The sequence below is a fragment of the Pseudomonas sp. GL_091 genome, from assembly GCF_057837725.1.
In genome coordinates, this window is sequence record NZ_CM174451.1 from 3,940,357 (window position 1) to 3,966,937 (window position 26,581).

Sequence of the window (26,581 nt, forward strand, 5' to 3'; positions counted from 1 at the left end):
ATTTTTTCACATTCCTTTCACCGCTCCGACACCTGCGCAGATTTACTTTGTGCAGCAGTAAATTCTCTGAACTTAGTCTCGGCGGAAATCTTTGTGCTGTTTCAGGTTTTTTAACGGCACGTTCCCTGGCGCTCCAATTGGTGGACAAACTTGATCAACTCCGTCTCGCGTAAACCGTCGTCGCGACTCTTCAAACCGGTAGTGGCCCTGGGTGCCCTGACCGTCGCCGCAGTGGTCACCGGCCTTATCCTGTGGCCGAAATCCCCGATCAATCTGGCCCATGAGGGCGCGCAAGCCCGGGCACAACTGCTGCAACAATGGAGTGCCGGCGAGATTGCGGTACTGGTCCGTCATGCCGAGCGGTGCGACCGTTCCAGCAATCCTTGCCTGGGCCCGGCCGACGGCATTACCCGTGTTGGCAGTGAAGCGGCCGCCGGTGTCGGGCAAGGCCTGGCACGCCTGGGTCTGACGCAAACCGACATCCTCACCAGCCCGGTGACGCGCACCGTGCAGACCGCGCATTACATGTTCAACAGCGACCCACGGACCCAGGAGTGGCTGGCGACCTGTGGCACGACCCTGCGTAATGACGTCGTGGCGCACAAGGTGGCCCAGCGCAACCTGGTGCTGGTAACCCATAGCGGTTGCATCGCGGATTTTGAAAAGCAGACCGGCTTCAAGCATTCGGCGAAGGACGCCGAGTATGCCAGCGCGCTGTTTGTCCGCATCGATGGCAATGGTCAACTGCAAGTGCTCGGCATTGTGAATGCCGAAGACTGGAACACTCTGTTACAAGAAAAAAACTGAAGTCACTACGGATCGAGAACCTCGGCACTAAGTTGTTTCAAACCGGACTGAATGAACCCTGAACAAAACGGGAGAAGTGTGATTGAACTTCTCTGAGTTCAATATCATTCCGGTTTTCTCTCTGACAAGTTGCATACCACTCTTCGAGCAGCCTTTCTCAGCGCAAGGTCGAGTCATGACGTCAAATCAGCCATTGCCAGATTTTGTTGGCCATTCTTCCCGCCTGCACGCCCCAACGGCACCTGCCAACGAGCCCTGGATGCTGTTCGCCCTGGTACTGGCGTTCATCGCGTTCTACTTGCTGCCGCTGATGAGCCACGGTCTGTGGATTCCCGATGAAACCCGTTATGCCCAGATCAGCCAGGAAATGCTGCAGGGCGGGAACTGGGTCTCGCCGCATTTCATGGGCCTGCGTTATTTCGAAAAACCGATTGCCGGGTACTGGATGATTGCCATCGGCCAAGCGGTGTTTGGTGACAATCTGTTCGGGGTGCGCATCGCGTCAGCGCTGAGTACCGGGCTGAGCGTGTGGCTGACCTACCTGATTGCCCGCCGGTTCTGGGGCGATCCGCGCAAAAGCTTCGCCTGCGCGCTGCTCTACATGAGCTTCGGGCTGATTGCCGGTCAGGCCGGGTACGCCAACCTCGACCCGCAGTTCACCCTCTGGGTCAACCTGAGCCTGGTTTCCCTGTGGTTTGCCATCGACAGCCGCACCACGCGTGCCCGGCTGGGTGCCTGGGTGGTCCTGGGCATCGCCTGTGGCATGGGCTTCATGACCAAGGGTTTTCTGGCCTGGCTGCTGCCGGCGGTGATCGCCCTTCCCTACATGGTCTGGCAACGTCGAATTGGCGAACTGTTGCGTTACGGACCACTGGCTGTTGTGGTCGCCGCGGCAGCCTGCCTGCCCTGGGCATTGGCCATTGATCATCAGGAACCGGATTTCTGGAATTTCTTCTTCTGGAACGAACACGTACGCCGCTTCGCCGCCGACAATGCGCAACACGCCCGTCCGTGGTGGTTCTACCTGCCGATGCTGGTCGTTTCCGCCTTGCCCTGGGCCGCGTTGTTGCCAACGACATTCATCCAGGCCTGGAACGACAAGCGTCAGCCCGTCGGCGGTTTTCTCCTGCTCTGGATGTTGTTGCCATTGGCGATTTTCAGCATGAGCAGCGGCAAGTTGCCGACCTATATCATGCCGTGCCTGTTACCGCTGGCGCTGCTGATGGGTCATGCGCTGACCCGCCTGCTGCAACAGGCACGGGAACGGACGATTCGCTTCAACGGATGGCTCAACGTCGTCATCGCCACGGTGGCCCTGATTGCTTTGCTGTACCTGCAATTGAGCAAAGAGATTTTCGAGAACACCGAGATGTTCAGCCTGTCCCTGGCGTTCATCGTGCTGCTGGGCTGGATCATCGCCAACGCCCTGCAAATCCTGCGGCCATTGACGTTATGGGCGATGCCGGCCCTCGGCATCTGGCTGCTGGTGGCGCTGCTTCCCGCCGCCATGCCGGGGCAGATCGTCGACAGCAAGATGCCTGACCGGTTTATCGCCGAACACCTGGACAGCTTGAACCAGACCACCTCGCTGCTGAGCAACGACCTGGGTGCAGCCTCGGCCTTGTCGTGGCTGACCAAACGACCGGAAGTAGCGCTCTACAATGTTATCGGCGAGCTGAAGTACGGCCTTTCGGATCCGGCCACGGCCTCGCGCAAAGTGACCCGGGAAGACGTCGGGCAATGGATGACCGAGGCGCGTAAGAAGGGCTCGGTCGGGGTGGTGATGAGGGTCAACAGCGTCGATGAGGTTCAGGAAGTCGAGGCGCTGCCCACCGACGGCAAGCGCTATCAGCGCGGCAACCTGCAGGTCCTGATCTTCCCGCAAATCCAGCCCTGACAGGCAGACCAAAAAAAAACCGGGTGGCCAAAGCGGCCTCTCGGTTTTTTCGTTTTCGCCTTATTTGATCGGCGAGACGAACCACAGTGGGCGCAGCGCTGCTAATCTGAATGAAAATTACATGTATTTACGGTTTTTTTTACGTTATTTTCTCATTTGGATCTCTACATTCCCTGCCATTCAAAACATGCAAATGATTCGCATTGGTTAACTGGCGTTTGAATGCGCATGAATTTCAAAAAAATGCACCAGGAGCAGCCCGCAGAATGATTCCCAACATCCCTTCGTTCTTGAAAAAGGCCCTGCTGGCCACCGCTTTGCTGAGCGCTGGCCAGGTCTACGCAGCCGACTCCGTCGGTATCGTGGTGTACAACGCGCAACACGAAGGCCTGACCAAGGCCTGGGTCGAGGGCTTCACTCAGGAAACCGGTATTCCCGTCACCTTGCGCAACGGCGATGACACCGAGATGGGTAACCAGATCGTGCAGGAAGGCGTGGCTTCTCCGGCGGACGTATTCCTGACCGAAAACTCCCCGGCCATGGTGCTGGTCGACAACGCCGGGCTGTTTACGCCGGTCGACAAAACCACACTGGAGCAGGTCGACTCCGCCTACCGCCCGGCCCACGGCAAATGGGTCGGGATTGCCGCGCGCTCCACGGTGTTCGTCTATAACCCGAGCAAACTGCCGGAAGCCGAGCTGCCAAAATCGATCATGGACCTGGCTTCGCCGAGCTGGAAGGGTCGCTGGGCTGCATCGCCAGGCGGTGCTGACTTCCAGGCCATCGTCGCTGCCATCCTCGAACAAAAGGGTGAAGCCGCCACGCTGGATTGGCTGAAAGCGATGAAAACCAACTACACCAACTACCGTGGCAACAGCTCGGTACTTAAAGCAGTGAATGCCGGGCAGATCGACAGCGGCGTGATCTACCACTATTACAGCCTGGTGGATCAGTCCAAGACCGGCGAGAACAGCAAAAACACCACCCTGCACTATTTCAAGCACAAAGATCCGGGCGCTTTTGTTAGCATCTCCGGCGGCGGCGTCCTCGCTTCCAGCAAACATAAAGAACAAGCCCAGGCGTTTCTCAAATACATTACCGGCAAGGATGGCCAGGCCGTCCTGAAGAACGGCAAGTCGTTTGAGTACGCCGTAGGCAAGAACGCTGAATCCAACCCTAAACTGGTGCCTCTGCAGCAACTCGATGCGCCGACTGTCGATGCTTCCAAGCTCGACAGCAAAAAAGCCGTAGAGCTGATGACACAGGCCGGACTGCTCTAAATTGATGCCAGAAACCCTGCCTGCGGGGGTCGCTGAGGCGACACCCGCACATTTGCGTCGACGATCCCGCGGAGTCTTTGCGGGACGTGGCGGTGTATGGGTGATCGGTCTGTCGGTGCTGGTTTCATTACTGGCACTGCTACCGATCGCTTACGTTATTGGCGTGTCCCTGCAGACAGGCTGGTCAACCGTTGTGGCCCTGGTGTTCCGCCCTCGTGTCGGTGAACTGCTGGTCAACACCGTGTTGCTGGTGCTGCTGACGATTCCCTTGTGCGTGGCGCTGGGGGTGACATTGGCCTGGCTGACTGAACGCACGAATTTGCCCGGACGGCGCTGGTGGTCGTTGCTGGCCACCGCACCGCTGGCGGTGCCTGCGTTCGTTCACAGCTACGCCTGGGTCAGCCTGGTGCCACCGATTCACGGCTTGTTTGCCGGTGTCCTGGTCTCGGTCATCGCCTACTTCCCGTTCCTGTATTTGCCGGTAGCGGCCACTTTGCGCCGGCTCGATCCGGCCATCGAAGACGTCGCCGAATCCATGGGACTCAAACCCTGGAAAGTGTTTTTCCGCGTGGTGTTGCCGCAATTGCGCCTGGCGATCTGCGGCGGCGCCTTGCTGGTCGGCCTGCACCTGCTGGCCGAATATGGCCTGTACGCCATGATCCGCTTCGACACCTTTACCACCGCGATCTTCGATCAGTTCAAATCGACCTTCAACGGTGCGGCAGCGCACATGCTGGCCAGTGTGCTGGCGCTGTGTTGCCTGGCGATGTTGACGGCCGAATCCGCGGCACGGGGCTCAGCACGTTACGCTCGAGTCGGTTCGGGGAGCGCCCGGGAGCAACGGGTCGTGTGCCTGAAACCGGCATCCACCCTACTCTCACTGATGCTGCAAATCGTGACCTGCGCCCTGGCCCTGGGCGTGCCCTTGATCACCTTGGGCAAATGGCTCATCGCCGGCGGTGTGGAAGTCTGGGACATGGCTGAATTGCTGCCCGCTCTGGAGCAAACCCTGCTACTGGGTATCGCTGGCGCGGCGCTGACCACCTGCGCGGCGATCCCGATTGCCTGGCTGTCGATCCGCTATCCCGGTCGACTGCAACGGGTACTGGAAAGCTGCAACTACATCACCAGTTCCTTGCCGGGAATTATCGTGGCGCTGGCACTGGTGACCGTCACGATCCATTTTGCCCGGCCGATCTACCAGACCACCTTCACCGTGCTGCTGGCTTACCTGTTGATGTTCTTGCCTCGTGCCCTGGTGAGCCTGCGCGCAGGCATTGCCCAGGCCCCGGTGGAACTGGAAAACATTGCCCGCAGCCTTGGCCGCTCGCCGGCCCGGGCACTGTGGCTGATCACCTTGCGCCTGGCTGCCCCGGGAGCAGCCGCTGGCGCGGCGCTGGTGTTCCTGGCGATCACCAATGAATTGACCGCTACCCTGTTGCTGGCCCCGAACGGCACGCGCACCCTGGCGACCGGGTTCTGGGCCATGACCAGCGAAATCGATTACGCGGCCGCTGCGCCCTACGCCTTATTGATGGTTGTGCTGTCGCTGCCGCTGACCGGACTTCTTTATCACCAATCGAAAAAAACGGCTGGCCGATGAACACTCTTGAATTGAATGCCCTCTACAAGTCCTATGGCGCCCATTGCGCCCTGGACAACGTCAGCCTGTCGGTGCCGAGCGGCAGTCGCACGGTCATCGTCGGCCCGTCCGGCTCGGGTAAAACCACGTTGCTGCGGATGATTGCCGGCTTCGAATTCCCCGATTCCGGGCGTCTATCGCTCAATGGCCAGACCCTGGTCGACGGCACCCACGAAGTGCCGGCCCATCAACGCCTGATCGGCTACGTGCCGCAGGACGGCGCACTGTTCCCGCACATGACCGTGGCGGCGAACATCGGCTTCGGTTTGCCCACCAAGGGCACTGAAAAACAGCAGCGCGTCGCCGAGCTCATGGACAGCGTGGCGCTGGACGCGAAGATGGCCGAGCGCTGGCCCCATGAATTATCCGGTGGTCAGCAACAGCGCGTGGCCCTGGCCCGGGCGTTGGCGCAACAGCCACGGCTGATGCTGCTGGACGAGCCGTTCTCGGCACTCGATACCGGATTGCGCGCGGCGATGCGCAAGATGGTTGCGCGACTGCTGGAAGACGCGGGCGTCACCACCATCCTGGTCACCCATGACCAGAGTGAAGCCCTGTCGTTCGCCGACCAGTTGGCGGTGATGCGTCATGGCCGATTGGTACAGTCAGGGCACCCGCTGGACCTTTACCGCTATCCCGAAGACGAACAGACCGCCCTGTTTCTGGGGGATGCCGTGGTGATGCCCGCCCGCATCGAGGCCGGTTGGGCCCATTGCGACCTGGGGCGGATCCCGGTCAACAACCACCGCAACAACAGCTCGGCGCAGATCATGCTGCGACCCGAACAACTTCAACTAGCCAGCATCCTCCCCAGTGACCCGGAAGCCAGCGGGTGCCGGGCCGTGGTCACCGATCGGGATTTCAGCGGCAACACCTGCACGCTGACGGTGGAGCTCCAGCCATTGACCCGCAACGAGCAATCGGGCCGATCACTGCTGGTGCGCAGCTCAGGCATGTATGCACCACCCGCCGGCAGTTCGGTTCAGGTCTCGACCATTGGTCATGCCCATGTACTGAGCGAGATGTGATCGCTCACAGGTCGAATCGATCCACCGCCCGACGCCGCTCGTTGTCATCGCGCACATCGTAGTTGGCCGTGGTCTGGATGTTGCTGTGGTGCGCCAGCTTCTGCGCAATCGACAAGTCATGCTCTTCGATCACCCGGGTTATGAATGAACGCCGGAAGTCGTGGGGCATGATTTTCACCCCGACCTGCGCGCCCCGTTGCCGGGCGATGTAGTAAATCGCGTGTTTGGTGATGCGCTCACGGGTGATATGGCTGCCACGGCGGATGCGGTTGAACAGAAACGGGTCGTCCGACTCGCCGTCCTTGAGCAGCGAACGGCGCAGCTCAAGCCAGGCTTCAAGCTTGGCGAAGGCCCAGGCCGGCGCGTACTTGATCAACTGCTTGTTGCCCTTGGCAGTCACCCGCAGGCTGCGCTCGGTGAAATCGACCTGGTTCAGCTCCAGGTTCACCGATTCGGACTTGCGCATTCCCGAACCGTACAAAATCCCGATGATCGCTGCATCCCGCAGGCCTTGCGGCCGCGGATCGGCGGCGCAGACCGCCATCAGTTCCTGAATCAGCGTGCGCCTGAGATTGCGCCCCTGGGACAGCCGTGTACCGGCCATGCCCTTCACCGTACGCATCTTCAACAGATGCTCCTGAGAGATCAGGCTCATGCGCCACGCTTCGTTCATCACCCCGCGCACCGCGTTGACATAGAGCGAAGACGTGTTCGGCGCATAGCCATCCGAACGCAAGGTGGCCACCAGCGCGATCACGTTTTCGGGCTGCAGGTTGTGCCAGGGTATTTCCTCGATATCTTGGTCTTCGAAGCCCAGGCGGTCGGCGGCATCCTGCAGCACATAACGCATGGTCAGCTGGCTGGATGGCGCCAGTCGCGCCAGATACAGGGTCAGCGGATTGGTGAGGGGTGAGCGTGAGTCAGTAACAGGTAAGTCAATCAAACGAAACAGCCTTGAATGTAAACAGTTCAATGAAACAACTAAGAAGTGAAATAACGACGATGTAAAAGACAATACACTTGTAGGACTTTTCCTGAAAAACGCGATAAGCGGAAGAAGTCTGAACAGCGGCTTAATAGCCTTCAGATAAAATGATTCCCCAACCGTTTTTTCATGTTCCTTTCACAAAATCGGGCATAACCTTCTATAAACTCGGCGCTGCCCAGACGGATGCCCAACCTGCCGGCCATCGCGGAAAAAGTCAACTGACGCAGTTTTTTGCTTCCATCCAGTAACTAGTTGATTTGATGTAGATTCTGATTTAGCGTCTATGATGATTTTTGGATCCCTTTTAGCCTCAAAGGCTATTTTCGTTTTCAGCCCCTGAGGTGCCCATGAGTCAGGCGTTTCTCCCTTTCTCCCGTCCCAGCATCGGCGACGAAGAAATCGCTGCCGTAGAGCAAGTATTGCGCTCCGGCTGGATCACTACCGGACCGAAGAACCAGGCACTGGAAGAACACTTCGCCAACTACGTCGGTTGCCGACATGCCGTGGCACTTTCCTCGGCCACCGGCGGGATGCATATCACCCTGCTGGCGTTGGGCATCGGTCCCGGCGATGAAGTCATTACGCCGTCGCAGACCTGGGTTTCCACCGCCAACATGATCACCCTGCTGGGTGCCACGCCGGTGTTTGTCGACGTCGACCGCGACACGCTGATGACCGACGTGGCCACTATCGAAGCCGCGATCACCCCGCGCACCAAAGCCATCATCCCGGTGCATTACGCCGGTGCGGCATTCGATCTCGATCCGCTCTACGCCTTGGCCGACAAACACGGCATTGCCGTAATCGAAGACGCCGCCCACGCGGCAGGCACTTTCTACAAAGGTCGTCACGTTGGCTCCAAAGGCACGGCGATCTTTTCGTTCCACGCGATCAAGAATATGACCTGCGCCGAAGGCGCCATGTTCGTCAGCGACGATGAAGCCCTGGCCTCGCGGGTCCGCATGCTCAAGTTTCACGGGCTGGGGGTTGATGCCTACGACCGCCTGACCCACGGCCGCAAGCCCCAGGCCCAAGTGGTCGAACCCGGCTTCAAGTACAACCTGGCCGACATCAACGCGGCCATCGCGCTGGTGCAACTGGAACGCCTGGACGAGATCAACGCCAGGCGCACTCAACTGGCCCAGACCTACCTGCAGCGCCTGGAAGGCTTGCCGGTGCAGCCGCTGGCCGTCCCCGCCTATTCGCAAAAACACGCCTGGCACCTGTTCATCCTGCGTATCGATGCCGAGCGCTGCGGGCTGGATCGCGAAGCGTTCATGAAAGCCCTCCAGGAACAGAATGTCGGCACAGGTATTCACTTCATTGCAACGCACCTGCACACTTACTACCGCCAGCGTTACCCCAACCTGTACCTGCCCAACACCGAATGGAATTCGGCGAGGCTGTGTTCGATCCCGTTATTCCCCGACATGACCACCGATGATGTCGAGCGCGTCGTCGGTGCCATCGAAAACTGTATGGACAGAAGCCTTTGAGACCTTACCCAATCAACTTCGTTTCGATCGTCATTCCGGTCTACAACGAACAGGAAAGCCTGCCTGAGTTGCTCCGGCGCACTGAAGCGGCTTGCCAGCAGTTGCACCAGGCCTATGAAATCGTGCTGGTCGACGATGGCAGCCGTGATGACTCCGCGCAGATCCTGGAAGACGCCGCCTCCCGCGAAGGCAGCCCGGTGGTGGCGGTGATCCTCAACCGCAATTACGGCCAGCACGCGGCGATCATGGCCGGTTTCGAACAGTGCAAGGGCGACGTCGTCATCACCCTCGACGCCGACCTGCAAAACCCGCCCGAAGAAATCCCGCGGCTGGTAGCGCAGGCCGAACTTGGCTATGACGTCGTCGCGACGGTGCGCAACAACCGCCAGGACTCGGCCTTGCGCCGCTGGCCATCGAAGCTGATCAACCTCGCGGTGCAACGCTCCACCGGCGTGGCCATGAGCGATTACGGCTGCATGCTGCGCGCCTACCGACGCACCATTGTCGACGCCATGCTCGCCTGCCGTGAGCGCAGCACCTTCATTCCGATCCTGGCCAACAGCTTTGCCCGCCATACCACGGAAATCCTCGTGACCCACGCCGAGCGTGAACACGGCGATTCCAAGTACAGCCCCATGCGCCTGATCAACCTGATGTTCGACCTGGTCACCTGCATGACCACCACGCCGCTGCGACTGCTGAGCATCGTCGGCGTCGGCATGGCGGCCCTGGGTGTGCTGTTCGCTATCGCACTGATCCTGCTGCGCCTGGTGTTCGGCGCTGGCTGGGCCGGTGGCGGTACCTTCGTACTGTTCGCCGTGCTGTTCGTCTTCACCGGTGGTCAATTCATCGGCATGGGCCTGCTGGGTGAATACCTGGGCCGCATGTACAGCGACGTGCGCGCACGTCCGCGCTTCTTCATTGAAAAGGTGCTGCGTAGCCAGCCCGAATCCCCCGCTTCCGTTGTTACCGTCGACGGCCTTACTTCCACTTCTTCAGATCAGGTTCCTTCATGAGTGCAAAAGCTGTTGTCTTCGCCTATCACGATATTGGCTGCGCCGGCATCGAATCCCTGCTCTCCTCCGGTTTTGAGATCGCTGCGGTGTTCACACACGCCGACGATCCAAAGGAGAATGCGTTCTACGGTTCCGTCGCACAGCTTTGCGCCCGTCACGGCATTGCCGTGCATGCACCGGAAGATGCCAACCATCCGTTGTGGATCGAGCGTATCGCCAAGCTCGATCCCGACTACATTTTCTCCTTCTACTACCGCAACCTGCTGAGCGAACCGCTGCTGGCCACGGCGCGCAATGGCGCGTTCAACCTGCACGGTTCCCTGCTGCCGCGCTACCGTGGTCGCGCGCCGGCCAACTGGGTGCTGGTCAACGGCGAAACGGAAACCGGCGTGACCCTGCACCGCATGGTCAAGCGCGCCGATGCGGGCGCCATCGTTGCCCAGCAAAAGGTCGCGATCGAGCGCAGCGACACGGCGCTGAGCCTGCACGGCAAACTGCGCCTGGCGGCCTCTGACCTGCTGCGTGACACCTTACCGGCGCTGCTGCAAGGCAAAGCCGGCGAAACACCGCAAGACGAATCCAAGGCCACGGTGTTCGGCCGTCGCACCCCGGCCGACGGCAAACTGGTCTGGGCCAAACCGGCCGAAGAACTGTTCAACCTGGTCCGCGCCGTGACCCAGCCGTACCCGGGCGCCTTCTGCGCGGTGGGCGAGCACAAGCTGATTGTCTGGAGCGCCGAAGTCGCCAAGGGCAACGAAGGCCTGGCGCCGGGCCGCGTCATCAGCGTTGACCCGCTGCGCATCGCCTGCGGTGAAGACTCGCTGATCATCAACGCCGGCCAGCGCAACGACAACGGTCTGTACCTGAGCGGCCCGCAACTGGCCAACGAGCTGGGCCTGGTGGACGGTTCCGTGCTGCGCGGTGCCGAATCCGGTCGTGCCCCGCGTCGCACCCGCGTGCTGATCCTCGGCGTCAACGGTTTCATCGGCAACCACTTGTCCGAGCGCCTGCTGCGCGACGACCGCTACGAAGTCTACGGTCTGGATATCGGTTCGGACGCCATCGACCGCCTGCGCAGCCACCCGAATTTCCACTTCGTCGAAGGCGACATCAGCATCCACTCCGAGTGGATCGAGTACCACATCAAGAAGTGCGACGTGGTGCTGCCGCTGGTGGCCATCGCGACGCCAATCGAATACACCCGTAACCCGCTGCGTGTATTCGAACTGGACTTCGAAGAGAACCTGAAACTGGTTCGCTACTGCGTCAAGTACAACAAACGCGTGATCTTCCCCTCGACGTCGGAAGTCTATGGCATGTGCCAGGACAACAACTTCGACGAAGACAACTCCAACCTGGTGGTCGGCCCGATCAACAAGCAACGCTGGATCTACTCGGTCTCCAAGCAACTGCTGGACCGCGTGATCTGGGCTTATGGCCAGAAGGGCCTGAACTTCACCCTGTTCCGTCCGTTCAACTGGATGGGTCCACGCCTGGACCGCCTGGATTCGGCCCGTATCGGCAGCTCCCGCGCCATTACCCAGTTGATCCTGAACCTGGTGGAAGGTACGCCGATTCGCCTGTTCGACGGCGGCGAGCAAAAACGCTGCTTCACCGACATCGCCGACGGTGTTGAAGCCCTGGCGCGCATCATCGACAACGACAACGATGTCTGCAACGGCCAGATCATCAACATCGGCAACCCGGACAACGAAGCCAGCATCCGCCAGTTGGGCGAAGAGCTGCTGCGTCAGTTCGAAGCTCACCCGCTGCGCGCCAACTTCCCTCCGTTCGCCGGTTTCCGCGACATCGAAAGCAAGGCGTTCTACGGCACCGGTTACCAGGACGTTTCGCACCGCAAGCCAAGCATCGCCAACGCCAAGCGTCTGCTGGACTGGACGCCAACCGTGGAGATGAGCGAAACCATCGGCAACACCCTGGACTTCTTCCTGCGCGAGGCCATGCTCGAAATCGCGGACAAGCGCTGATGCAGGCGGGACTGCGGATCGATGTCGACACCTACCGGGGCACCCGTGAAGGGGTGCCCCGGCTGCTGGAAATCCTTGATGAGGCACAGGTCAAGGCGACGTTCTTCTTCAGTGTCGGGCCGGACAACATGGGGCGCCACTTGTGGCGCCTCATCCGTCCACAGTTTCTCTGGAAAATGCTCCGCTCCAACGCAGCCGGCCTGTATGGCTGGGACATCCTGCTGGCCGGCACCGCATGGCCTGGAAAACCGATCGGCCGCGACCTGGGGCACTTGATGCGCCAGGCCCGGGATGCCGGGCATGAGGTTGGCCTGCACGCTTGGGATCACCACGGCTGGCAAGCCAATGCCGGGCGCTGGAGCGACGCACAACTGGTCGAACAGATACGCCGTGGCGTGGACACCCTCAGCGACATTCTCGGGGAAAAGATCACCTGTTCGGCGTCTGCCGGCTGGCGTGCCGACGAGCGTGTGATCGAAGCCAAGCAGGGTTTCGGCTTTCGCTATAACAGCGATTGTCGCGGCCTGAGCCTGTTCCAGCCGCTATTGGCCGATGGTCGCCTGGGCGCACCGCAAATCCCGGTGGACCTGCCGACCTTCGACGAAGTGGTGGGGCCGACCGTCGCCGCCAAGGATTTCAACACGTTCATCCTGGACCGGTTCACACCGGAAAAACTCAATGTCTACACGATCCATGCCGAGGTAGAAGGGATTCTGATGGCCAACGATTTCCGTCAACTGCTGAGCGATGCGCGTCAGCGGGCTATACATTTTCAACCCTTGGGCGACTTGCTGCCCAAGGCACCTGACAGTTTACCGATCGGCCGCGTGGTACGCGGTGCACTCGAAGGTCGCGAAGGCTGGCTGGGAGTACAAGGGGCATGAGCAAGCGCTGGGCTTTGCCGTTATTGCTGGTCATGGTGGCGCTGGCGTACCTGCTGCCACTGGGCAGTCATGGCTTATGGATTCCTGATGAAACCCGCTACGCCCAGATCAGCCAGGGCATGCTCCTGAGCGGCAACTGGGTGTCGCCGCATTTCATGGACGTGCGCTATTTCGAAAAACCCGCGGCCGGCTACTGGATGATCGCCATCGGTCAGGCGCTGTTTGGCCAGAACCTGTTCGGGGTGCGCTTCGCCTCGGCCCTGAGTACCGGTTTGAGCGTGCTGCTGTGCTACCTGGTCGCCCGCCGGATGTGGAACGAACCACGCAAAAGTTTCGCCTGCGCGCTGCTGTACATGAGCTTCACGGTCATTGCCGCTTCGGCGGGGTATGCCAACCTCGATCCGCAATTCACCTTCTGGGTCAATCTGAGCCTGGTGGCGCTATGGTTCGCGCTCGACAGCACGAGCCTTGGGCAACGCCTGATCGCGTGGGCGGTGCTGGGTCTGGCTTGCGGCATGGGCTTCATGACCAAGGGCTTCCTGGCCTGGTTGCTGCCGGTGCTGATCGCCCTGCCCTGGATGATCTGGCAAAAACGCTGGCGTGAACTACTGGTCTACGGCCCTGTGGCGGTCGTGGTCGCCATCGTCGTCAGCCTGCCATGGGCGCTGGCAGTGCACGCCCAGGAGCCCGACTACTGGCGTTTTTTCTTCTGGCACGAACACATCCGCCGTTTTGCCGGGGACGATGCCCAGCATGACGCGCCATGGTGGTATTACCTGCCATTGCTGGTAGCTTTCAGCATGCCGTGGGTTGCATTGCTGCCGCCGGCGCTGAAGCAAGCCTGGCAGACCCGACGCCAGTCCAATATCGCGTTCCTGCTGCTGTGGCTGTGGATGCCGTTGTTTTTCTTCAGTCTGAGCAAGGGCAAGTTGCCGGCCTACATCCTGCCGTGCCTGTTACCCCTGGCATTGCTGCTCGGCCATGCACTGGCTGACCGATTGAAGCTGGAGCAAGGTCGCGTCCCGGGCATCAACGGCCTGCTGAACCTGGTGGTGGGTGTGGTCACCCTGCTGGCCCTGGTTTATCTGCAATTGAAAAAGCCGATCTACGATCATGAACTGCACAACCTGGTGTTGGTGTTCATCGGCTTGATCGGCTGGATCATGGCCAACCTGCTGCAGGCCTTCCGCCCGTTGCAGTGCTGGGCTGCCCCGGCTTTTGGCAGTTTGTTGCTCGTCGGTTTGTTGCCTGCCGGACTGCCCAACTCCGTAGTCGCCAATAAAACGCCTGACCAATTCATCCTCGATCACGCCCAGGAGCTCGGCCAAAGTGCCAAGTTGTTGAGCAACGACCTGGGTGCCGCGTCGGCGTTGTCCTGGCGGGTGAAACGGCCGGAAGTGGCTTTTTTCAACACGATAGGCGAATTGAAATATGGCCTTGCCTATCCTGATTCGCTTAAGCAGCGCGTCAACACCGATCAGGTGCAACAGTGGATGCACGACGCCCGCCAGCAAGGCTCGGTCGGTGTGGTCATGCGGGTCAAGGGCGAAGAAGAGCTGCACGAACTTGAACAGTTGCCCAAAGAGGGCAAGCGGTATGAACAAGGCAATCTGGTGATTTTGATTATTCCTCAGGCGACACCATGAGCCTGCTATTGCTACTGGTGGCCTGTCTGCTGACCTGCCTGGGCCAGATCGCCCAGAAATATGCGGTAGAAAGCTGGCGCGGCAAACCTTCCGGGTGGACGGACAAACTGCGTTCGCCTTGGCTTTGGCTGGCCCTGGCTTCTCTAGGGCTGGGCCTGCTGGTGTGGTTGCTGGTGCTGCAACGCCTGGAAGTCGGGATTGCCTATCCGATGCTGAGCCTGAACTTCGTGCTGATCACCCTGGTGGCGCGTTTCGTGTTCCACGAAACCATCGACCGCCGCCACTGGCTGGGTGTGGCGCTGGTGATCGGCGGCGTGGCATTGCTGGGGCAACACGCATGAACCTGAGTCGCGGCATTACCTTCGCACTGGGCAGCGTGTTGCTGGTCAGCGCCGCCCAGCTGGGCATGCGCTGGAGCATGAGTCACCTGCCACAACCCGAACAATGGCTCAGCGCCCCCATCGACCTGACAGCGGTTGCCGTGGTCCTCCTGGCCATCTTCGCCTACGCCTTGTCGATGCTCTGCTGGCTCGCCGCCCTGCGGGACCTGCCCCTGGGCCGGGCCTACTCGTTGCTGAGCATCAGCTACGCGCTGGTGTACCTGCTGGCCGCCAGCCTGCCGCTGTTCAACGAAGCGTTCAGCCTTACAAAGAGCCTTGGCGTGGCATTAGTCATCCTCGGCGTCATTACCATCAATTCTCGACCTGCTCGTGCGCCCGAATCTAGGAGTGCCCCATGAAAATCAGTGTGTTTGGTAGCGGTTATGTTGGCCTGGTGCAGGCAGCGGTACTGGCGGAAGTCGGTCACGACGTGGTCTGCATGGACGTTGACGAGAAAAAAGTCGAACTGCTCAAACAGGGCCACGTGAGTATCTTCGAACCAGGGCTGGCCAGCCTGGTACGCGAAGGCCTTGACGCCAAGCGGTTGCAGTTCACCAGCGACGAAAAATTCGCCGTCCAGCACGGACAGGTGCTGTTCATCGCAGTCGGTACTCCGTCCCGGGACGACGGCTCGGCGGACTTGCGCTACGTGATGTCGGTAGGCGACGCGGTAGCACGGCATCGCGAGCAACCGGCGATCCTGGTGGAAAAATCCACCGTCCCGGTCGGCACCGGCGATGCCCTGCGTGCACACATCGACAAATGCCTGCTCAATGCCGGGCGTGTATTGCAATTCGATATCGTCTCCAACCCGGAATTTTTGAAAGAAGGTTCGGCCGTGGCCGACTGCCGACGTCCGGACCGTATCGTCGTCGGCTGTGAACGCGATGAAGTGCGCGACGTCATGCGCGACCTGTACTCGCCCTTCAACCGCAACCATGAACGCATCATGTTCATGGACCTGCGCAGCGCTGAACTGACCAAGTACGCCGCCAACTGCATGCTGGCGACCAAGATCAGCTTCATCAACCAGATCGCCGAACTGGCCGAACACCTGGGTGCCGACATCGAATCGGTACGCCTGGGCATCGGCGCCGACTCGCGTATCGGTTACCACTTCATCTACCCCGGTTGCGGCTACGGTGGCTCATGCTTCCCCAAGGACATGCGCGCCCTGATCCACAGCGCCGAAGAAGCCCATTGCTCCAGCGACCTGCTGCAAGCGGTGGAAGCCATCAACGAGCGGCAGAAACACAAGCTGTTCGAGCGCATCAACGCATTCTACAAGGGCGACTTGCGAGGCAAGACCTTCGCTTTGTGGGGACTGGCGTTCAAGCCAAACACCGACGACATGCGCGATGCACCGAGCCGGATATTGCTGGAATCGTTGTGGGCCGCCGGGGCGAATGTCCGTGCCTTCGATCCGGAAGCCATGCAGGAAACCCAGAAACTGTATCCCGACGAATCGAAACTGATGCTCATGGGAACGCCTGAGTCGGTCTTGTCCGGTGCCGATGCGCTGATCATCTGCACCGAATGGCAACAGTTCAAGGCGCCGGACTTCGAGCTGATCCAGCAGCGGCTCAACGCACCGGTGATCTTCGACGGCCGCAACCTGTACGACGCAGACCGTCTGGCACGCATCGGTTTCACCTACTTTCCGATCGGCCGCGGCGAGTCGCGCAAATTGCCAATTCCTTACCAGCAATGGTCAACCGAGTCAGTGGTCGCCTGAACCTCATGATCCCTCACATCCGCCAACAGTCCCTCGCGCTGGGTCTGTTGGCGCTGTTGTTGTTCTGCGCCGGGATGTACCAGCATGCGGCCATCGGCTTCGATTCGCGCTTCGTGCTGTTCGCCCAGGAGATGCTGCGCAATGGGCCGTCGTTTTTTCCGACGACCTATGGTCAGCCCTATGCAGACTATTCGGGACTATCAACGGTATTCATCTGGCTGCTTTCACTGCCGTTCGGCCAGGTCACCAGCCTGACCGCATGGCTGCCGAGCGCCATCGCCGCAGCGGTCATCGTCACCTTGATGTACCGCTTGCTGGCGCCCTATTCCACGCGTTGGGCGCTGCTGAGCATCGCCCTGATGCTTTTGACCAACACCTTCATCACCGAAACCCGCGCCGTTTCCCTCGACCTGATGCTGGCGGCTGTCGCGTTCAGCGTGTTCTACCTGGGCTATGCCGCCGATCACTTCGCTGCGCCGCGCCGTTGGGTTCTGATCTTTGCCTTGCTGATGCTGGGCTTCTGGATTCGCGGGCCCATCGGCCTGGTCATTCCTACGGGGATGCTGTGCAGCTATTTCCTGGTGAATCGCCAATGGCGACGAATGCTGGTCTTCGGATTGCTGGCCTCCGTGTTGCTGGCGGTGTGCGTCGGGCTTTTGTTGTGGCTGGCGGACATCAGTGGCGGCCCGGCCTTCTTGCAGGACGTGATTCGCATGCAGTTCATGGGACGCATGGACGGTAGCGAAGGCTCCAACGAGGTGTTGTATTACTTCACCAGTTCGGTAGGCAACTACGCACTGGCCTGGCCGCTGGCAGTGCTGGCGCTGATGGCGCTCGCCGCTTCTGGCCGACTACAGTCAGGCCCGGCATTGCGCCTGACGCTGTATTGCGCAGCCGCCGGGTTGATCGTGATGGTCGGCCTTTCCGTCCCGCAGGCGAAAAAGGCCCGCTACCTGCTGCCGATGCTGCCCATGGCGGCGATCATTGCGGCTTATCCGTTTTACGCCGTGCAAGGTCGACTGTTCAGTTGGTTGCGCGTATTGATGCAGGGGCTTTGGCTGCTGATCCCGGGGCTGCTGATCGTGACCTTGCTGGTGATACAGCGAAGATTCCCCGAAGACGTGGCTCACCTCACTTCGTTGTTCATCATTCTCGGCGTGCTGCAAGCAATCGCCGTGGCTGCGTTCAAGCAGCCCCGCTGGCGCGCACAGATTCTCTCCCTTTGCGCGGTCCTGGCACTGTGGTCGTTATACATCCTGCAGTTCGAGCCGATCCAGCGACAGCTTTACGACACCCGGACCTTCAGCCACGAAGCGTTTGAACTCGTGCAAAAAGACCCCGCACCACTGGTGATGCACGCGATGGGCAAGGATGCCAAAGCCATCAAGTTCATGGTCAACATCAATCAAGGCCTGCAACCGGAGTTCACCGACTCGCCCCAGGAACTTGAAACCCTCAAAGGCCCGGCGTGGCTAATGATGGACCTGAACGTTTACAAGACACTGCAAGGCACGGCTATAGGTGCATTGCCACCCGTGTTGAGCGGGCGGTTCGACAAGAATGATTTCGTGCTGCTGCACCTCAAGCAAATCCCGTAGCAACGACCGAGTGTCCGACTGCTAGAGTAGCGCTCACGATCGGGCTGATGCCGGCCCAAGCGAATAAGGACATTCACGCCGTGACCAGCTACTCCCCCCTCATCCGCCGCCTGCTGGTCTGCTCGCTGACCATCGTCGTCAGCCGCGCCATCACCAGCCCGTTGCTCACGCTGTTCGTCAGCGACAAGCTTGGCCTCAACCAACAGGACGTTGGCTTGCTGCTGGGCATTGCGGTGTTCATCGCCACCCTGCTCTCCCTGTATGGCGGCTACATCATCGATCGCTTCGAAAAACGCCGGTTGCTGATTCTCTCGATGGCGTCCAGCGCTGTCGGCCTGGTGTTGCTGACCTTTGCTGAAAACCTCTACCTGACCACGCTCACCTTGATCGTCACCGAAACCGCGTCATCGCTGTTCCTGATCGGTTCTAAAGCGATCCTCAGCGACAACCTGGCGGTGGGCCAGCGCGCCAAAGCGTTTTCCCTGAGCTATACCCTGACCAACATTGGCTACGCCGTCGGGCCGATGCTGGGTGTGCTGATTGCCGGAGCCTTTACGAGTGCACCGTTCCTGGTGGCTGCGGCCATCGCTTTTTTCAGTATTTTCCTGATGACCGGGATTGCGAAGGACCCGGCGCGCTCGCCTGTCAGCGGCCAGGCGCAGAGTTTCCTCAAAACCCTGATCACCCTGAAAAACGACCGCACCCTGATCCTGTTCACCGGTGGCTGCCTGCTCAGCACCGTGGTGCACGGGCGATTTACCTTTTACCTGTCGCAGTATTTGCTGGTAACCAGCAACCCCCAGCACACAATGGAAATCATGGCCGCCCTGCTCGCCTGCAACGCCATCAGTGTGATCTTGTTGCAATACCAGATCGGGCGTTTTCTCAAGCGCGAGCAACTGCGCCAATGGATCGTGGCCGGCACCGGCCTGTTCATCCTCGGGCTGATCGGCTTCAGCCTGGCGGACAGCCTGGTGAGCTGGTGCGTGGCGATGTTTATCTTCACCCTCGGTGAAATCATCATTTACCCGGCCGAGTTTCTCTTCGTCGACACCCTGGCTCCGGAAGAACTGCGCGGTAGTTACTACGGCGCGCAAAACCTTGCTGCACTTGGCGGTGCGTTGAGCCCGGTGATTTGCGGCTTCATGTTGATGCACACCCCGGCGCCGACGATGTTTTATGCCTTGAGTGCACTCGCTGCCTTGGGTGGTTTGCTGTGCTACATCAGCGGCCGACGGGGCAACTTACAGCAAAATTAATGCACTAAAAGCTCATTAATATGAATTTGTCAGTAGATGGATTGAACGGCACACTGTGCGCGTTCCTCCCCCAACAGTTGGAACATCTTCAAGGGCTTTCTGGGTTTCCCAGCTAAGCCCTTTTTTTGACTCGAATTTTTCTTGCCGGAGTTTTCTCGGAATGCTTGCTCGCTGGTTGCCCGCCGCCATCAACACCCGCCCCACCGAATGGAGCCGCGCCGCCATCGGCATGGCCTTGGGGACACTGATGAGCGTGTGGCTCTGTAGCCAGGTTTTCGGCATTGAGGTGGCCCAGCACCTGATCGGCCCGCTGGGGGCGTCGGCGGTACTGTTGTTTGCCGTGTCTTCGGGCGCGCTCGCGCAACCCTGGTCGATTCTGGGCGGCTACTTGAGCGCCGCGGTGATTGCGTTGCTGGTGGCCCATGTGTTGGGCCGAACCCTCGGGAGCGCTTGTCTGGCGGCAGGCATGGCGTTGATCCTGATGTGCTGGCTGCGGTGCCTGCATCCACCGGCCGGTGCATTGGCCCTGACCCTGGTGCTGGCCGATCCGGCAACCATTGCCATGGACTGGAGAGCCATTGAACCGGTGATGCTCAGCGCAGCGACGATGCTGTTCTGCGCCCTGGCCTACAACAACCTGACCCGCGTTCGTTACCCCAAGAGTGCCAGCGAACCGGTGGCCAGGATTCCTGCCGATCACCCGCCGGTCGACCGTCAGGCCATCACCGCCGAAGACCTGAAACTGGCGTTGGCCGACATGGAAGCGTTCTATGACGTCACGCCCGAAGACCTTGAACAGTTGATCCAGGCCAGCCAACTGCACGCCAAACGCCGCAGCGTTGGCGAGGTGCTCGCCTCACGACTGTAAGTCGCTGTTTTGGAGGTTCTTTTGCCGTGGCCGGGCGGTTCTGGCATCCTGCGCCTCCATTTTCTGACCCGGCCCGCCTTCTGGCACGCAAACCACCATGACCGCCTCCGAAAAAGCCCCCGCTCCACGCCACAGCGACCTTATTTACGGCCTTGATGACCGCCCGCATCTGACCGCCACCGTCTTCGCCGCCCTGCAACATGTGCTGGCAAGTTTCGTCGGCATCATCACCCCGACGCTGATCATGGGCAGCGCCCTGGGCCTGCAAAGCGAAATTCCCTACCTGATCAGCATGGCGCTGTTCGTCTCCGGCCTGGGCACCTTCGTCCAGGCGCGGCGCTTTGGCCCGGTGGGCTCGGGCCTGTTGTGCCTGCAAGGCACCAGTTTCTCGTTCATCAGTGTGATTCTCAGTGCCGGTTTCATGGTCAAGGCCCGGGGCGGTGGCACCGACGAGATTCTCTCGACCATCTTCGGTGTGTGTTTTTTTGCCGCGTTCATTGAAGTGGTGTTGAGCCAGTTCATCGGCAAACTGCGCATGCTGATCACCCCGGTGGTGACCGGGACGATCATCACGCTGATGGGTTTGTCGCTGATCAAGGTGGCGATGACCGACATTGCCGGAGGCTTCGGCGCCCCGGATCTGGGGGCGGCCAGTCACCTGGCCCTGGCGGCGCTGGTGCTGGGAACCATCGTGGTGTTGAACCGGGTGGACGTGCCGTTTCTGCGCCTGGGGGCGATTGTCATCGGCCTGACCCTGGGCTACGGGGTGGCATGGCTCATGGGCCAGGTGGATTTCAACAGCCTGCCCCAAGTCCCGCTGATGAGTGTACCGGTACCCTTCAAGTACGGGTTCTCCTTCGATTGGGTGGCGTTCATTCCGGTGGCGGTGATTTTCCTCGTGTCGCCACTTGAGGCCGCGGGCGACCTCACGGCCAACTCGATGATCTCCCGGCAACCGGTCAAAGGCCCGGTGTACATTCGCCGGATCAAGTCCGGCCTGCTCGCCGATGGCCTCAACTCGGCCATGGCGGCGGTGTTCAACAGCATGCCGATGGTGACCTTCGCCCAGAACAACGGGGTGATCCAGCTCACCGGCGTGGCCAGCCGCTACGTGGCGTTTTTCATTGCCGGATTGCTGGTGGTGCTTGGCCTGTTCCCGATGATTGGCGCGGTACTGCAACTGATGCCGAAACCGGTGCTGGGGGGCGCGGAACTGGTGATGTTCGGCACCGTCGCGGTGGCCGGGATCAAGATCCTCGCCGAGGCCGGCCTGCATCGGCGCAACATGCTGATCGTGGCGATTTCCGTCGGCATGGGCCTGGGCGTGGCCGCCGTGCCGGAAGTCTTGCGTGAGCTGCCCAAGGCACTGCACAACATTTTCGAATCGCCCATCACCGTCGGCGCGCTGTGCGCTATCGTTCTTAATATCTTCCTGCCCGAGGAATTCATCGAACTGGAAGAAGACGAATTCGATCCGGAGGCCTCCGTGCTTCAGGTGATGCAGAACCCCGATGTGACCGCCAGGGATGAACCCGCAAAGGCTGCGATGGTCGCACAGTCGAACCGCTAGACCGGCTCAAGGGCTGAGCCGCTGGCGGTTCAGCCCTATTCAGATGAGAGCACGTCCATGCGCAGCCTCCACGCGGTCCTGATTTCCCTCCTGCTCTGCCTGAGCGCCTGTTCCTCCCTGCCCAATCGAGACCCGTTGAAAATCAACGTCGTGGGTGTCGAGCCCCTGCAAGGCGAGGGCATGGAAGTGCGCTTTGCCGTGAGAATCCGCGTGCAAAACCCCAATGACACCACCCTCACCTACAGTGGCGTTGCTTTGGATCTGGACATCAACGGCCAACCCTTCGCCTCCGGCGTCACCGATGAGAGGGGCACGATCGGGCGTTTTTCCGACGTCGTCGTGAGCGTACCGGTCAGCGTTTCGGCGTTTTCGATGGTCCGCCAGACCTATGGCATCAGCCAAATGAAAACGCTCAACAACATGCCTTATATCCTGCACGGCAAGCTCTCGGGTGGCCTGTTCAACACGATGCGTTTCGTCGACAGTGGCACGCTCAATCTGCCAGGGCCGATCACTGGCAGCCGTTAACAGCCAGGGAAGAAATGGTCATTGCGCCGCTGAACTTACTCGGTGTCATTGAGAATCAGGCTGCGGTAATGCCCCGGATTTGACCCCGACCACTTGCGAAACGCCTTGTAGAACGAACTGACGTCAGCGAACCCCAGCCGCGTGGCGATTTCGCTGAAGCTGATCGTGGGTTCGGCCAGCCAGACAATCGCCAGTTCCTTGCGCACGCCGTCCTTGAGGCCTTGATAGGTTTGCCCTTCTTCGGCCAGTCGGCGGCGCAAGGTTGAAGCCGACATGCACAGACGTTGCGCCAGGGCTTCGGTTTCCGGCCAGTGTTCAGCCGGCAGGTGGCGCAGATCGTGTTTGATGCGACTGGCCAGGCTCTGCGGATCGCGGTACTTCACCAGAATGTTCGCCGGCGCACGGGCCAGGAATCGCTCGAGTTCTTCAGGGCTGCGCTTGATGGGCAGGTCCAGGCAATCGGCGGAGAAAATCATCCGCGTGCGTGGGCGGTCGAAGCGCAGGTTCTCGGAAAACATCACCTGATAGTCATCGCAGAAATCCGGCTTCGAACAGCGCAGTTCGATGGCCAGGATCGGAATCCGCCGTCCTGCCAGCCAGCAGGCAACACCGTGCACGATCATCCAGTAGGTGAAATAGGTGAAGGCCCGGCGCGGGCTTTTGTCGTCCTCCAGCAGGACGATTTCCGCCAGGCTTTGCTGACGCACCAACTGCGCCGGCAGGTGTTCGAGGATCAACGACAGAAACGTCAGGCCGCTGGCCACTCCCGTCGCCACGTTGGGCTGGAGCATGGCGCTGCGACACAGAAACGCAAAGCTGCCGGATTTCAGTTTGCGTGGGTCCATGCCAAAGAACTCATCATCCCCACGCCGTGCCAGCAACCGCCACAGGCGCGCATAAGCCGTGGCCGGAACACGGGCGTCGGTGCTGCCCAACAGTTGCGGGTCGATGCCGACCTTGCTCAACACCTCATCCGTGGCGATTCCTGGCGCGCAGCTTTGCAACAGTGCTTCACGCACCAGTTGAATGGAGATGGTGTCTTTTTCCGACATGGATCGCGGCAAGCCCTGTTCTTGTTCGAGTGGGGGGCATATTAGCTGAAACCACCCGCTGAACGCTGATCGAATAACCCTGTGGCAGTGAGCTTGCTCGCGATGGCTTTCCTGAGATCCACCGACTTTACAGAATGCGATAGAGCAGCCGCTCGATCCTCACGCGACTCACGCGCTTGAGGAACTTGGCCACGCCCGCCGGGTATTCGGCCAGGGTTTCCAGGTTCTGGAAGTGCTCGATTCGCCGGGTGTGCTGGAAGATCTCTGCCAGCTCTTTGCGACGCGGCTCCAGCAGTTCGCCATGGGGATCATCAACCAACAAGGCGTTTTCCAGATCGAGTCGAAACGCCCGCGGGTTGAGGTTGTTGCCGGTCAGCAAGGTATAGCGCCGGTCGATCCACATGCCCTTGAGGTGATAGGTGTTGTCACCATCACGCCACAGGTGCAGGTTCAACTGTCCACTGTCGATGTTGCGCTGATGGCGCTTGGCAAACCGGCGCAAGCTGATTTCGTACAGGTATGGCAGCGCCGAAATGACCCGGAACGGTTCGCTCGGCGGAATGTAGAAGTCGTTGGCCGTCTTGTCGCCAACCACAATGTCGATCTTCACCCCGCGGGCCAGCGCGCGATTGATCTCGCGGATAATCGCCAGCGGCAAGTTGAAGTACGGGGTGCAAATGGTCAGTTGCTGTTGGGCGCTGGCGATCAGTTCGCAGATCACCCGGTTCAGCGGATTGTTCTTGCCGACGCCGAGCAGCGGGCTAACGGACAAACCGCTCCTGTCGGTGGTGCCCCGCGTGGTGTCGTACGCCGCGTGCTTGAGGCGGCTGCGCAGGTCGCCGATGTCATTGCGCAGGCTGCGGGTGGTCGGCAGGTTCGGCAGGTCGAGGCGGTGCACCGCCTTGGACGCCACCAGGCCGTGCTGCACCAGGTGCTGCATCGAATCGGCCAGTTCACGATTGTGCAGCAGGTGATAGCGGTCGTAGCGGTACTTGTCGAACTTGTGCAGATAGACGTTGTTCAGGCTCGCGCCGCTGTAGATCACGCAGTCATCGATCACGAAGCCTTTGAGGTGCAACACACCGAACAATTCGCGGGTTTGTACCGGGACGCCGTAGATCGGTACTTCGCTGGCATGGGTGCGGGTCATTTCCTGATACCAGGCGGAGTTGCCCGGTTGCTTGCCGGCACCGATCAAGCCGCGCTGAGCGCGCAGCCAGTCGACGACCACCACCACGTCCAGTTCCGGACGCGCCAGCTTGGCCGCGTGCAAGGCATCGAGAATTTCCTGGCCGGCTTCATCCTGTTGCAGGTACAGCGCAACGATGTAAATGCGCCGGGTCGCGCTGGCGATTTTCTCCAGCAGGCAATGACGGAATTCGGCAGCGCCGGAAAGGACGCTAACGGCATCGGCCATCAGCGGAAAACTGCGCAACTTGGGCAGCAGGGAGCGTTTGAAAAGCGACGGCATAGGGCTCGCAATGGGTCGAATCCGAAGAACCCGAGAGCTTACACCATGCAAAGGTTCGGGTCTTGTTACCGTCTGTAATGTCCCCTTCGCGAGCAGGCTCGCTCCTACATTGAAATGCATTTCCCCTGTGGGAGCGAGCCTGCTCGCGAAGACCACTTATCAGGCACTACAAAAACATCTATTGACCATGGAGAACGTTCGTTCTACTGTTTGCTACATGAACGAAATCACTAGCAATGACACACGCGACATTATTCTGGATGTCACCGAAAAGTTGATCTACAAAAGTGGCATAGCCGCCACTGGCATGGATCTTCTGGTGAAAACCGCCGGCGTCTCCAGAAAAAGCATCTACCGCTACTTCGCCAACAAGGACGAACTGGTGGTGGCGGCCCTGCAACGCCGCGACCAGCGCTGGATGCACTGGTACAGAGGCACAGTCGGCCAGGCACAAACCCCGGCCGAGCGACTGCTCAACCTGTTTACCGTACTCAAATCGTGGTTCGCCTCCGAAGGTTTCCGCGGCTGCGCTTTCATCAACACCAGTGGCGAAACCAGCGACCCGCAGGACCCGGTGCGCCTGGTCGCCAAAGAGCATAAACAGAAGCTGCTCGACTACGTGTGCGAGCTGTGTACCGAACATGGCGCCGAGGATCCGCAGCTGCTGGCCAGACAGCTGCTGATCCTGATCGATGGTGCCATTACCGTGGCGTTTGTAATGGGTGATCACAGTGCCGCCGATAATGCGCAATGCATGGCGCGAAAGTTATTGGACCTGTAGCAACTTGATCAAGCTCGACATAACGTTTGAACTTTAACTTGATACGGAGACTTTAAATGCCTAATGCCGAAGTTCGTCCGCCATTACCCCCTTTCACCCGTGAATCGGCCATTGAAAAAGTTCGCCTGGCGGAAGACGGCTGGAACTCCCGCGACCCCGAGCGCGTGTCCCTGGCCTACACCCTGGACACCCAATGGCGCAATCGCGCCGAGTTCGCCCACAACCGCGAAGAAGCCAAGGGTTTCCTGACCCGCAAATGGGCCAAGGAACTGGATTATCGGCTGATCAAGGAACTCTGGGCGTTCACCGGCAACCGCATTGCCGTGCGTTATGCCTATGAATGGCACGACGACTCGGGTAACTGGTTTCGCTCCTACGGCAACGAAAACTGGGAGTTCAACGAAGACGGCCTGATGGCCCACCGATTCGCCAGCATCAACGACATGCCGATCAAGGAAAGCGAGCGCAAGTTCCACTGGCCGCTGGGGCGTCGGCCTGACGATCATCCGGGGCTGTCGGATCTTGGCCTGTAAACACTGAGCAAAATGTGGGAGCGAGCCTGCTCGCGATGACGACTGCACATTCAACATCATTGTTGTCTGTCAGGACGCTATCGCGAGCAGGCTCGCTCCCACAATGGTTTTGTATGCTTCAGACCGTTAAGATG

General features: G+C 60.0%; 23 protein-coding genes. 20 read left to right on the top strand and 3 right to left on the bottom strand.

The genetic code is table 11. The features are described from left to right. Window positions 1–150: 150 nt before the first annotated feature. The 5 genes from pmrG (at window position 151) to AC3ITY_RS18005 (ending at window position 6,654) form a co-directional block, all read left to right on the top strand. Window positions 151–807 (top strand): lipopolysaccharide core heptose(II)-phosphate phosphatase PmrG, encoded by a 657-nt coding sequence (pmrG, locus tag AC3ITY_RS17985; protein ID WP_489304158.1) that lies wholly within the window; start codon window positions 151–153, stop codon window positions 805–807. Between the two features lie 259 nt (window positions 808–1,066). After that, window positions 1,067–2,704 carry a lipid IV(A) 4-amino-4-deoxy-L-arabinosyltransferase gene (gene arnT / locus AC3ITY_RS17990; protein ID WP_489304160.1) on the top strand — a complete coding sequence of 546 codons (1,638 nt, stop codon included), beginning with the start codon at window positions 1,067–1,069 and terminating at the stop codon, window positions 2,702–2,704. A gap of 266 nt (window positions 2,705–2,970) precedes the next feature. Further along, a complete protein-coding gene (locus tag AC3ITY_RS17995; RefSeq protein WP_489304162.1) occupies window positions 2,971–3,984 on the top strand; it encodes an iron ABC transporter substrate-binding protein in 1,014 nt (337 codons plus the stop codon). A 4-nt stretch (window positions 3,985–3,988) separates the two neighbouring features. Further along, the gene (locus AC3ITY_RS18000) at window positions 3,989–5,587 is read left to right on the top strand and encodes an ABC transporter permease (RefSeq protein WP_223461169.1); all 1,599 of its coding nucleotides are present in this window, start codon (window positions 3,989–3,991) and stop codon (window positions 5,585–5,587) included. Continuing rightward, a complete protein-coding gene (locus tag AC3ITY_RS18005) occupies window positions 5,584–6,654 on the top strand; it encodes an ABC transporter ATP-binding protein (protein ID WP_223461167.1) in 1,071 nt (356 codons plus the stop codon). The genes AC3ITY_RS18000 and AC3ITY_RS18005 overlap by 4 nt, the downstream gene beginning before the upstream one ends. Before the next feature lie 4 nt (window positions 6,655–6,658). Here AC3ITY_RS18005 and AC3ITY_RS18010 read toward each other — a convergent pair whose 3' ends face one another. Continuing rightward, window positions 6,659–7,597: a site-specific integrase gene (locus AC3ITY_RS18010; RefSeq protein ID WP_489304165.1), complete on the bottom strand. Its 939-nt coding sequence runs from the start codon at window positions 7,595–7,597 to the stop codon at window positions 6,659–6,661. Window positions 7,598–7,989: 392 nt separating this feature from the next. On the opposite strand from AC3ITY_RS18010, the gene arnB reads away from it, so the two are divergent. The 13 genes from arnB to AC3ITY_RS18075 all read left to right on the top strand — a co-directional run bounded on the left by arnB (window position 7,990) and on the right by AC3ITY_RS18075 (window position 22,610). Continuing rightward, the gene (arnB, locus tag AC3ITY_RS18015) at window positions 7,990–9,138 is read left to right on the top strand and encodes a UDP-4-amino-4-deoxy-L-arabinose aminotransferase (RefSeq protein WP_489304167.1); all 1,149 of its coding nucleotides are present in this window, start codon (window positions 7,990–7,992) and stop codon (window positions 9,136–9,138) included. Beyond that, window positions 9,135–10,154 (top strand): undecaprenyl-phosphate 4-deoxy-4-formamido-L-arabinose transferase, encoded by a 1,020-nt coding sequence (gene arnC / locus AC3ITY_RS18020; protein WP_489304169.1) that lies wholly within the window; start codon window positions 9,135–9,137, stop codon window positions 10,152–10,154. Before arnB ends, arnC begins: the two co-directional genes overlap by 4 nt. Then, entirely contained in the window at window positions 10,151–12,142 is a 1,992-nt protein-coding gene (arnA, locus tag AC3ITY_RS18025) for a bifunctional UDP-4-amino-4-deoxy-L-arabinose formyltransferase/UDP-glucuronic acid oxidase ArnA (protein WP_489304171.1), read from the top strand. The genes arnC and arnA overlap by 4 nt, the downstream gene beginning before the upstream one ends. Beyond that, window positions 12,142–13,026, top strand: a complete 885-nt coding sequence (arnD, locus tag AC3ITY_RS18030) for a 4-deoxy-4-formamido-L-arabinose-phosphoundecaprenol deformylase (RefSeq protein ID WP_489304173.1) — start codon at window positions 12,142–12,144, stop codon at window positions 13,024–13,026. Before arnA ends, arnD begins: the two co-directional genes overlap by 1 nt. Beyond that, entirely contained in the window at window positions 13,023–14,672 is a 1,650-nt protein-coding gene (gene arnT, locus AC3ITY_RS18035) for a lipid IV(A) 4-amino-4-deoxy-L-arabinosyltransferase (protein ID WP_489304175.1), read from the top strand. The genes arnD and arnT (AC3ITY_RS18035) overlap by 4 nt, the downstream gene beginning before the upstream one ends. Then, window positions 14,669–15,013 carry a 4-amino-4-deoxy-L-arabinose-phosphoundecaprenol flippase subunit ArnE gene (gene arnE / locus AC3ITY_RS18040; RefSeq protein ID WP_223461153.1) on the top strand — a complete coding sequence of 115 codons (345 nt, stop codon included), beginning with the start codon at window positions 14,669–14,671 and terminating at the stop codon, window positions 15,011–15,013. The genes arnT (AC3ITY_RS18035) and arnE overlap by 4 nt, the downstream gene beginning before the upstream one ends. After that, on the top strand, window positions 15,010–15,411 hold the full coding sequence (gene arnF, locus AC3ITY_RS18045) for a 4-amino-4-deoxy-L-arabinose-phosphoundecaprenol flippase subunit ArnF (RefSeq protein ID WP_223461151.1): 402 nt from the start codon (window positions 15,010–15,012) through the stop codon (window positions 15,409–15,411). The genes arnE and arnF overlap by 4 nt, the downstream gene beginning before the upstream one ends. Further along, on the top strand, window positions 15,408–16,787 hold the full coding sequence (locus tag AC3ITY_RS18050) for a UDP-glucose dehydrogenase family protein (protein ID WP_489304178.1): 1,380 nt from the start codon (window positions 15,408–15,410) through the stop codon (window positions 16,785–16,787). Before arnF ends, AC3ITY_RS18050 begins: the two co-directional genes overlap by 4 nt. Window positions 16,788–16,792: 5 nt before the next feature. Then, window positions 16,793–18,385 carry an ArnT family glycosyltransferase gene (locus tag AC3ITY_RS18055; RefSeq protein WP_489304180.1) on the top strand — a complete coding sequence of 531 codons (1,593 nt, stop codon included), beginning with the start codon at window positions 16,793–16,795 and terminating at the stop codon, window positions 18,383–18,385. Between the two features lie 47 nt (window positions 18,386–18,432). Continuing rightward, complete coding sequence (locus AC3ITY_RS18060; RefSeq protein ID WP_489304182.1) at window positions 18,433–19,644, top strand: MFS transporter; 1,212 nt, start codon at window positions 18,433–18,435, stop codon at window positions 19,642–19,644. A gap of 160 nt (window positions 19,645–19,804) precedes the next feature. Continuing rightward, window positions 19,805–20,512 (top strand): HPP family protein, encoded by a 708-nt coding sequence (locus AC3ITY_RS18065; protein WP_489304184.1) that lies wholly within the window; start codon window positions 19,805–19,807, stop codon window positions 20,510–20,512. A gap of 97 nt (window positions 20,513–20,609) precedes the next feature. Then, complete coding sequence (locus tag AC3ITY_RS18070; protein WP_489304186.1) at window positions 20,610–22,082, top strand: nucleobase:cation symporter-2 family protein; 1,473 nt, start codon at window positions 20,610–20,612, stop codon at window positions 22,080–22,082. A 57-nt stretch (window positions 22,083–22,139) separates the two neighbouring features. Beyond that, a complete protein-coding gene (locus AC3ITY_RS18075; protein WP_489304188.1) occupies window positions 22,140–22,610 on the top strand; it encodes an LEA/WHy family protein in 471 nt (156 codons plus the stop codon). A gap of 35 nt (window positions 22,611–22,645) precedes the next feature. Here the strand turns inward: AC3ITY_RS18075 and AC3ITY_RS18080 are convergent, their stop codons facing one another. Both AC3ITY_RS18080 and pssA read right to left on the bottom strand, forming a co-directional pair. After that, window positions 22,646–23,662 carry an AraC family transcriptional regulator gene (locus AC3ITY_RS18080; protein ID WP_489310921.1) on the bottom strand — a complete coding sequence of 339 codons (1,017 nt, stop codon included), beginning with the start codon at window positions 23,660–23,662 and terminating at the stop codon, window positions 22,646–22,648. A gap of 127 nt (window positions 23,663–23,789) precedes the next feature. Next, window positions 23,790–25,133, bottom strand: a complete 1,344-nt coding sequence (pssA, locus tag AC3ITY_RS18085; RefSeq protein WP_489304190.1) for a CDP-diacylglycerol--serine O-phosphatidyltransferase — start codon at window positions 25,131–25,133, stop codon at window positions 23,790–23,792. 217 nt (window positions 25,134–25,350) lie between these two features. Here pssA and AC3ITY_RS18090 point away from each other — a divergent pair, with 217 nt between their 5' ends. Both AC3ITY_RS18090 and AC3ITY_RS18095 read left to right on the top strand, forming a co-directional pair. Further along, the gene (locus tag AC3ITY_RS18090) at window positions 25,351–25,914 is read left to right on the top strand and encodes a TetR/AcrR family transcriptional regulator (RefSeq protein WP_489304192.1); all 564 of its coding nucleotides are present in this window, start codon (window positions 25,351–25,353) and stop codon (window positions 25,912–25,914) included. Between the two features lie 56 nt (window positions 25,915–25,970). Continuing rightward, on the top strand, window positions 25,971–26,447 hold the full coding sequence (locus AC3ITY_RS18095; RefSeq protein ID WP_489304194.1) for a nuclear transport factor 2 family protein: 477 nt from the start codon (window positions 25,971–25,973) through the stop codon (window positions 26,445–26,447). Window positions 26,448–26,581: the final 134 nt, after the last annotated feature.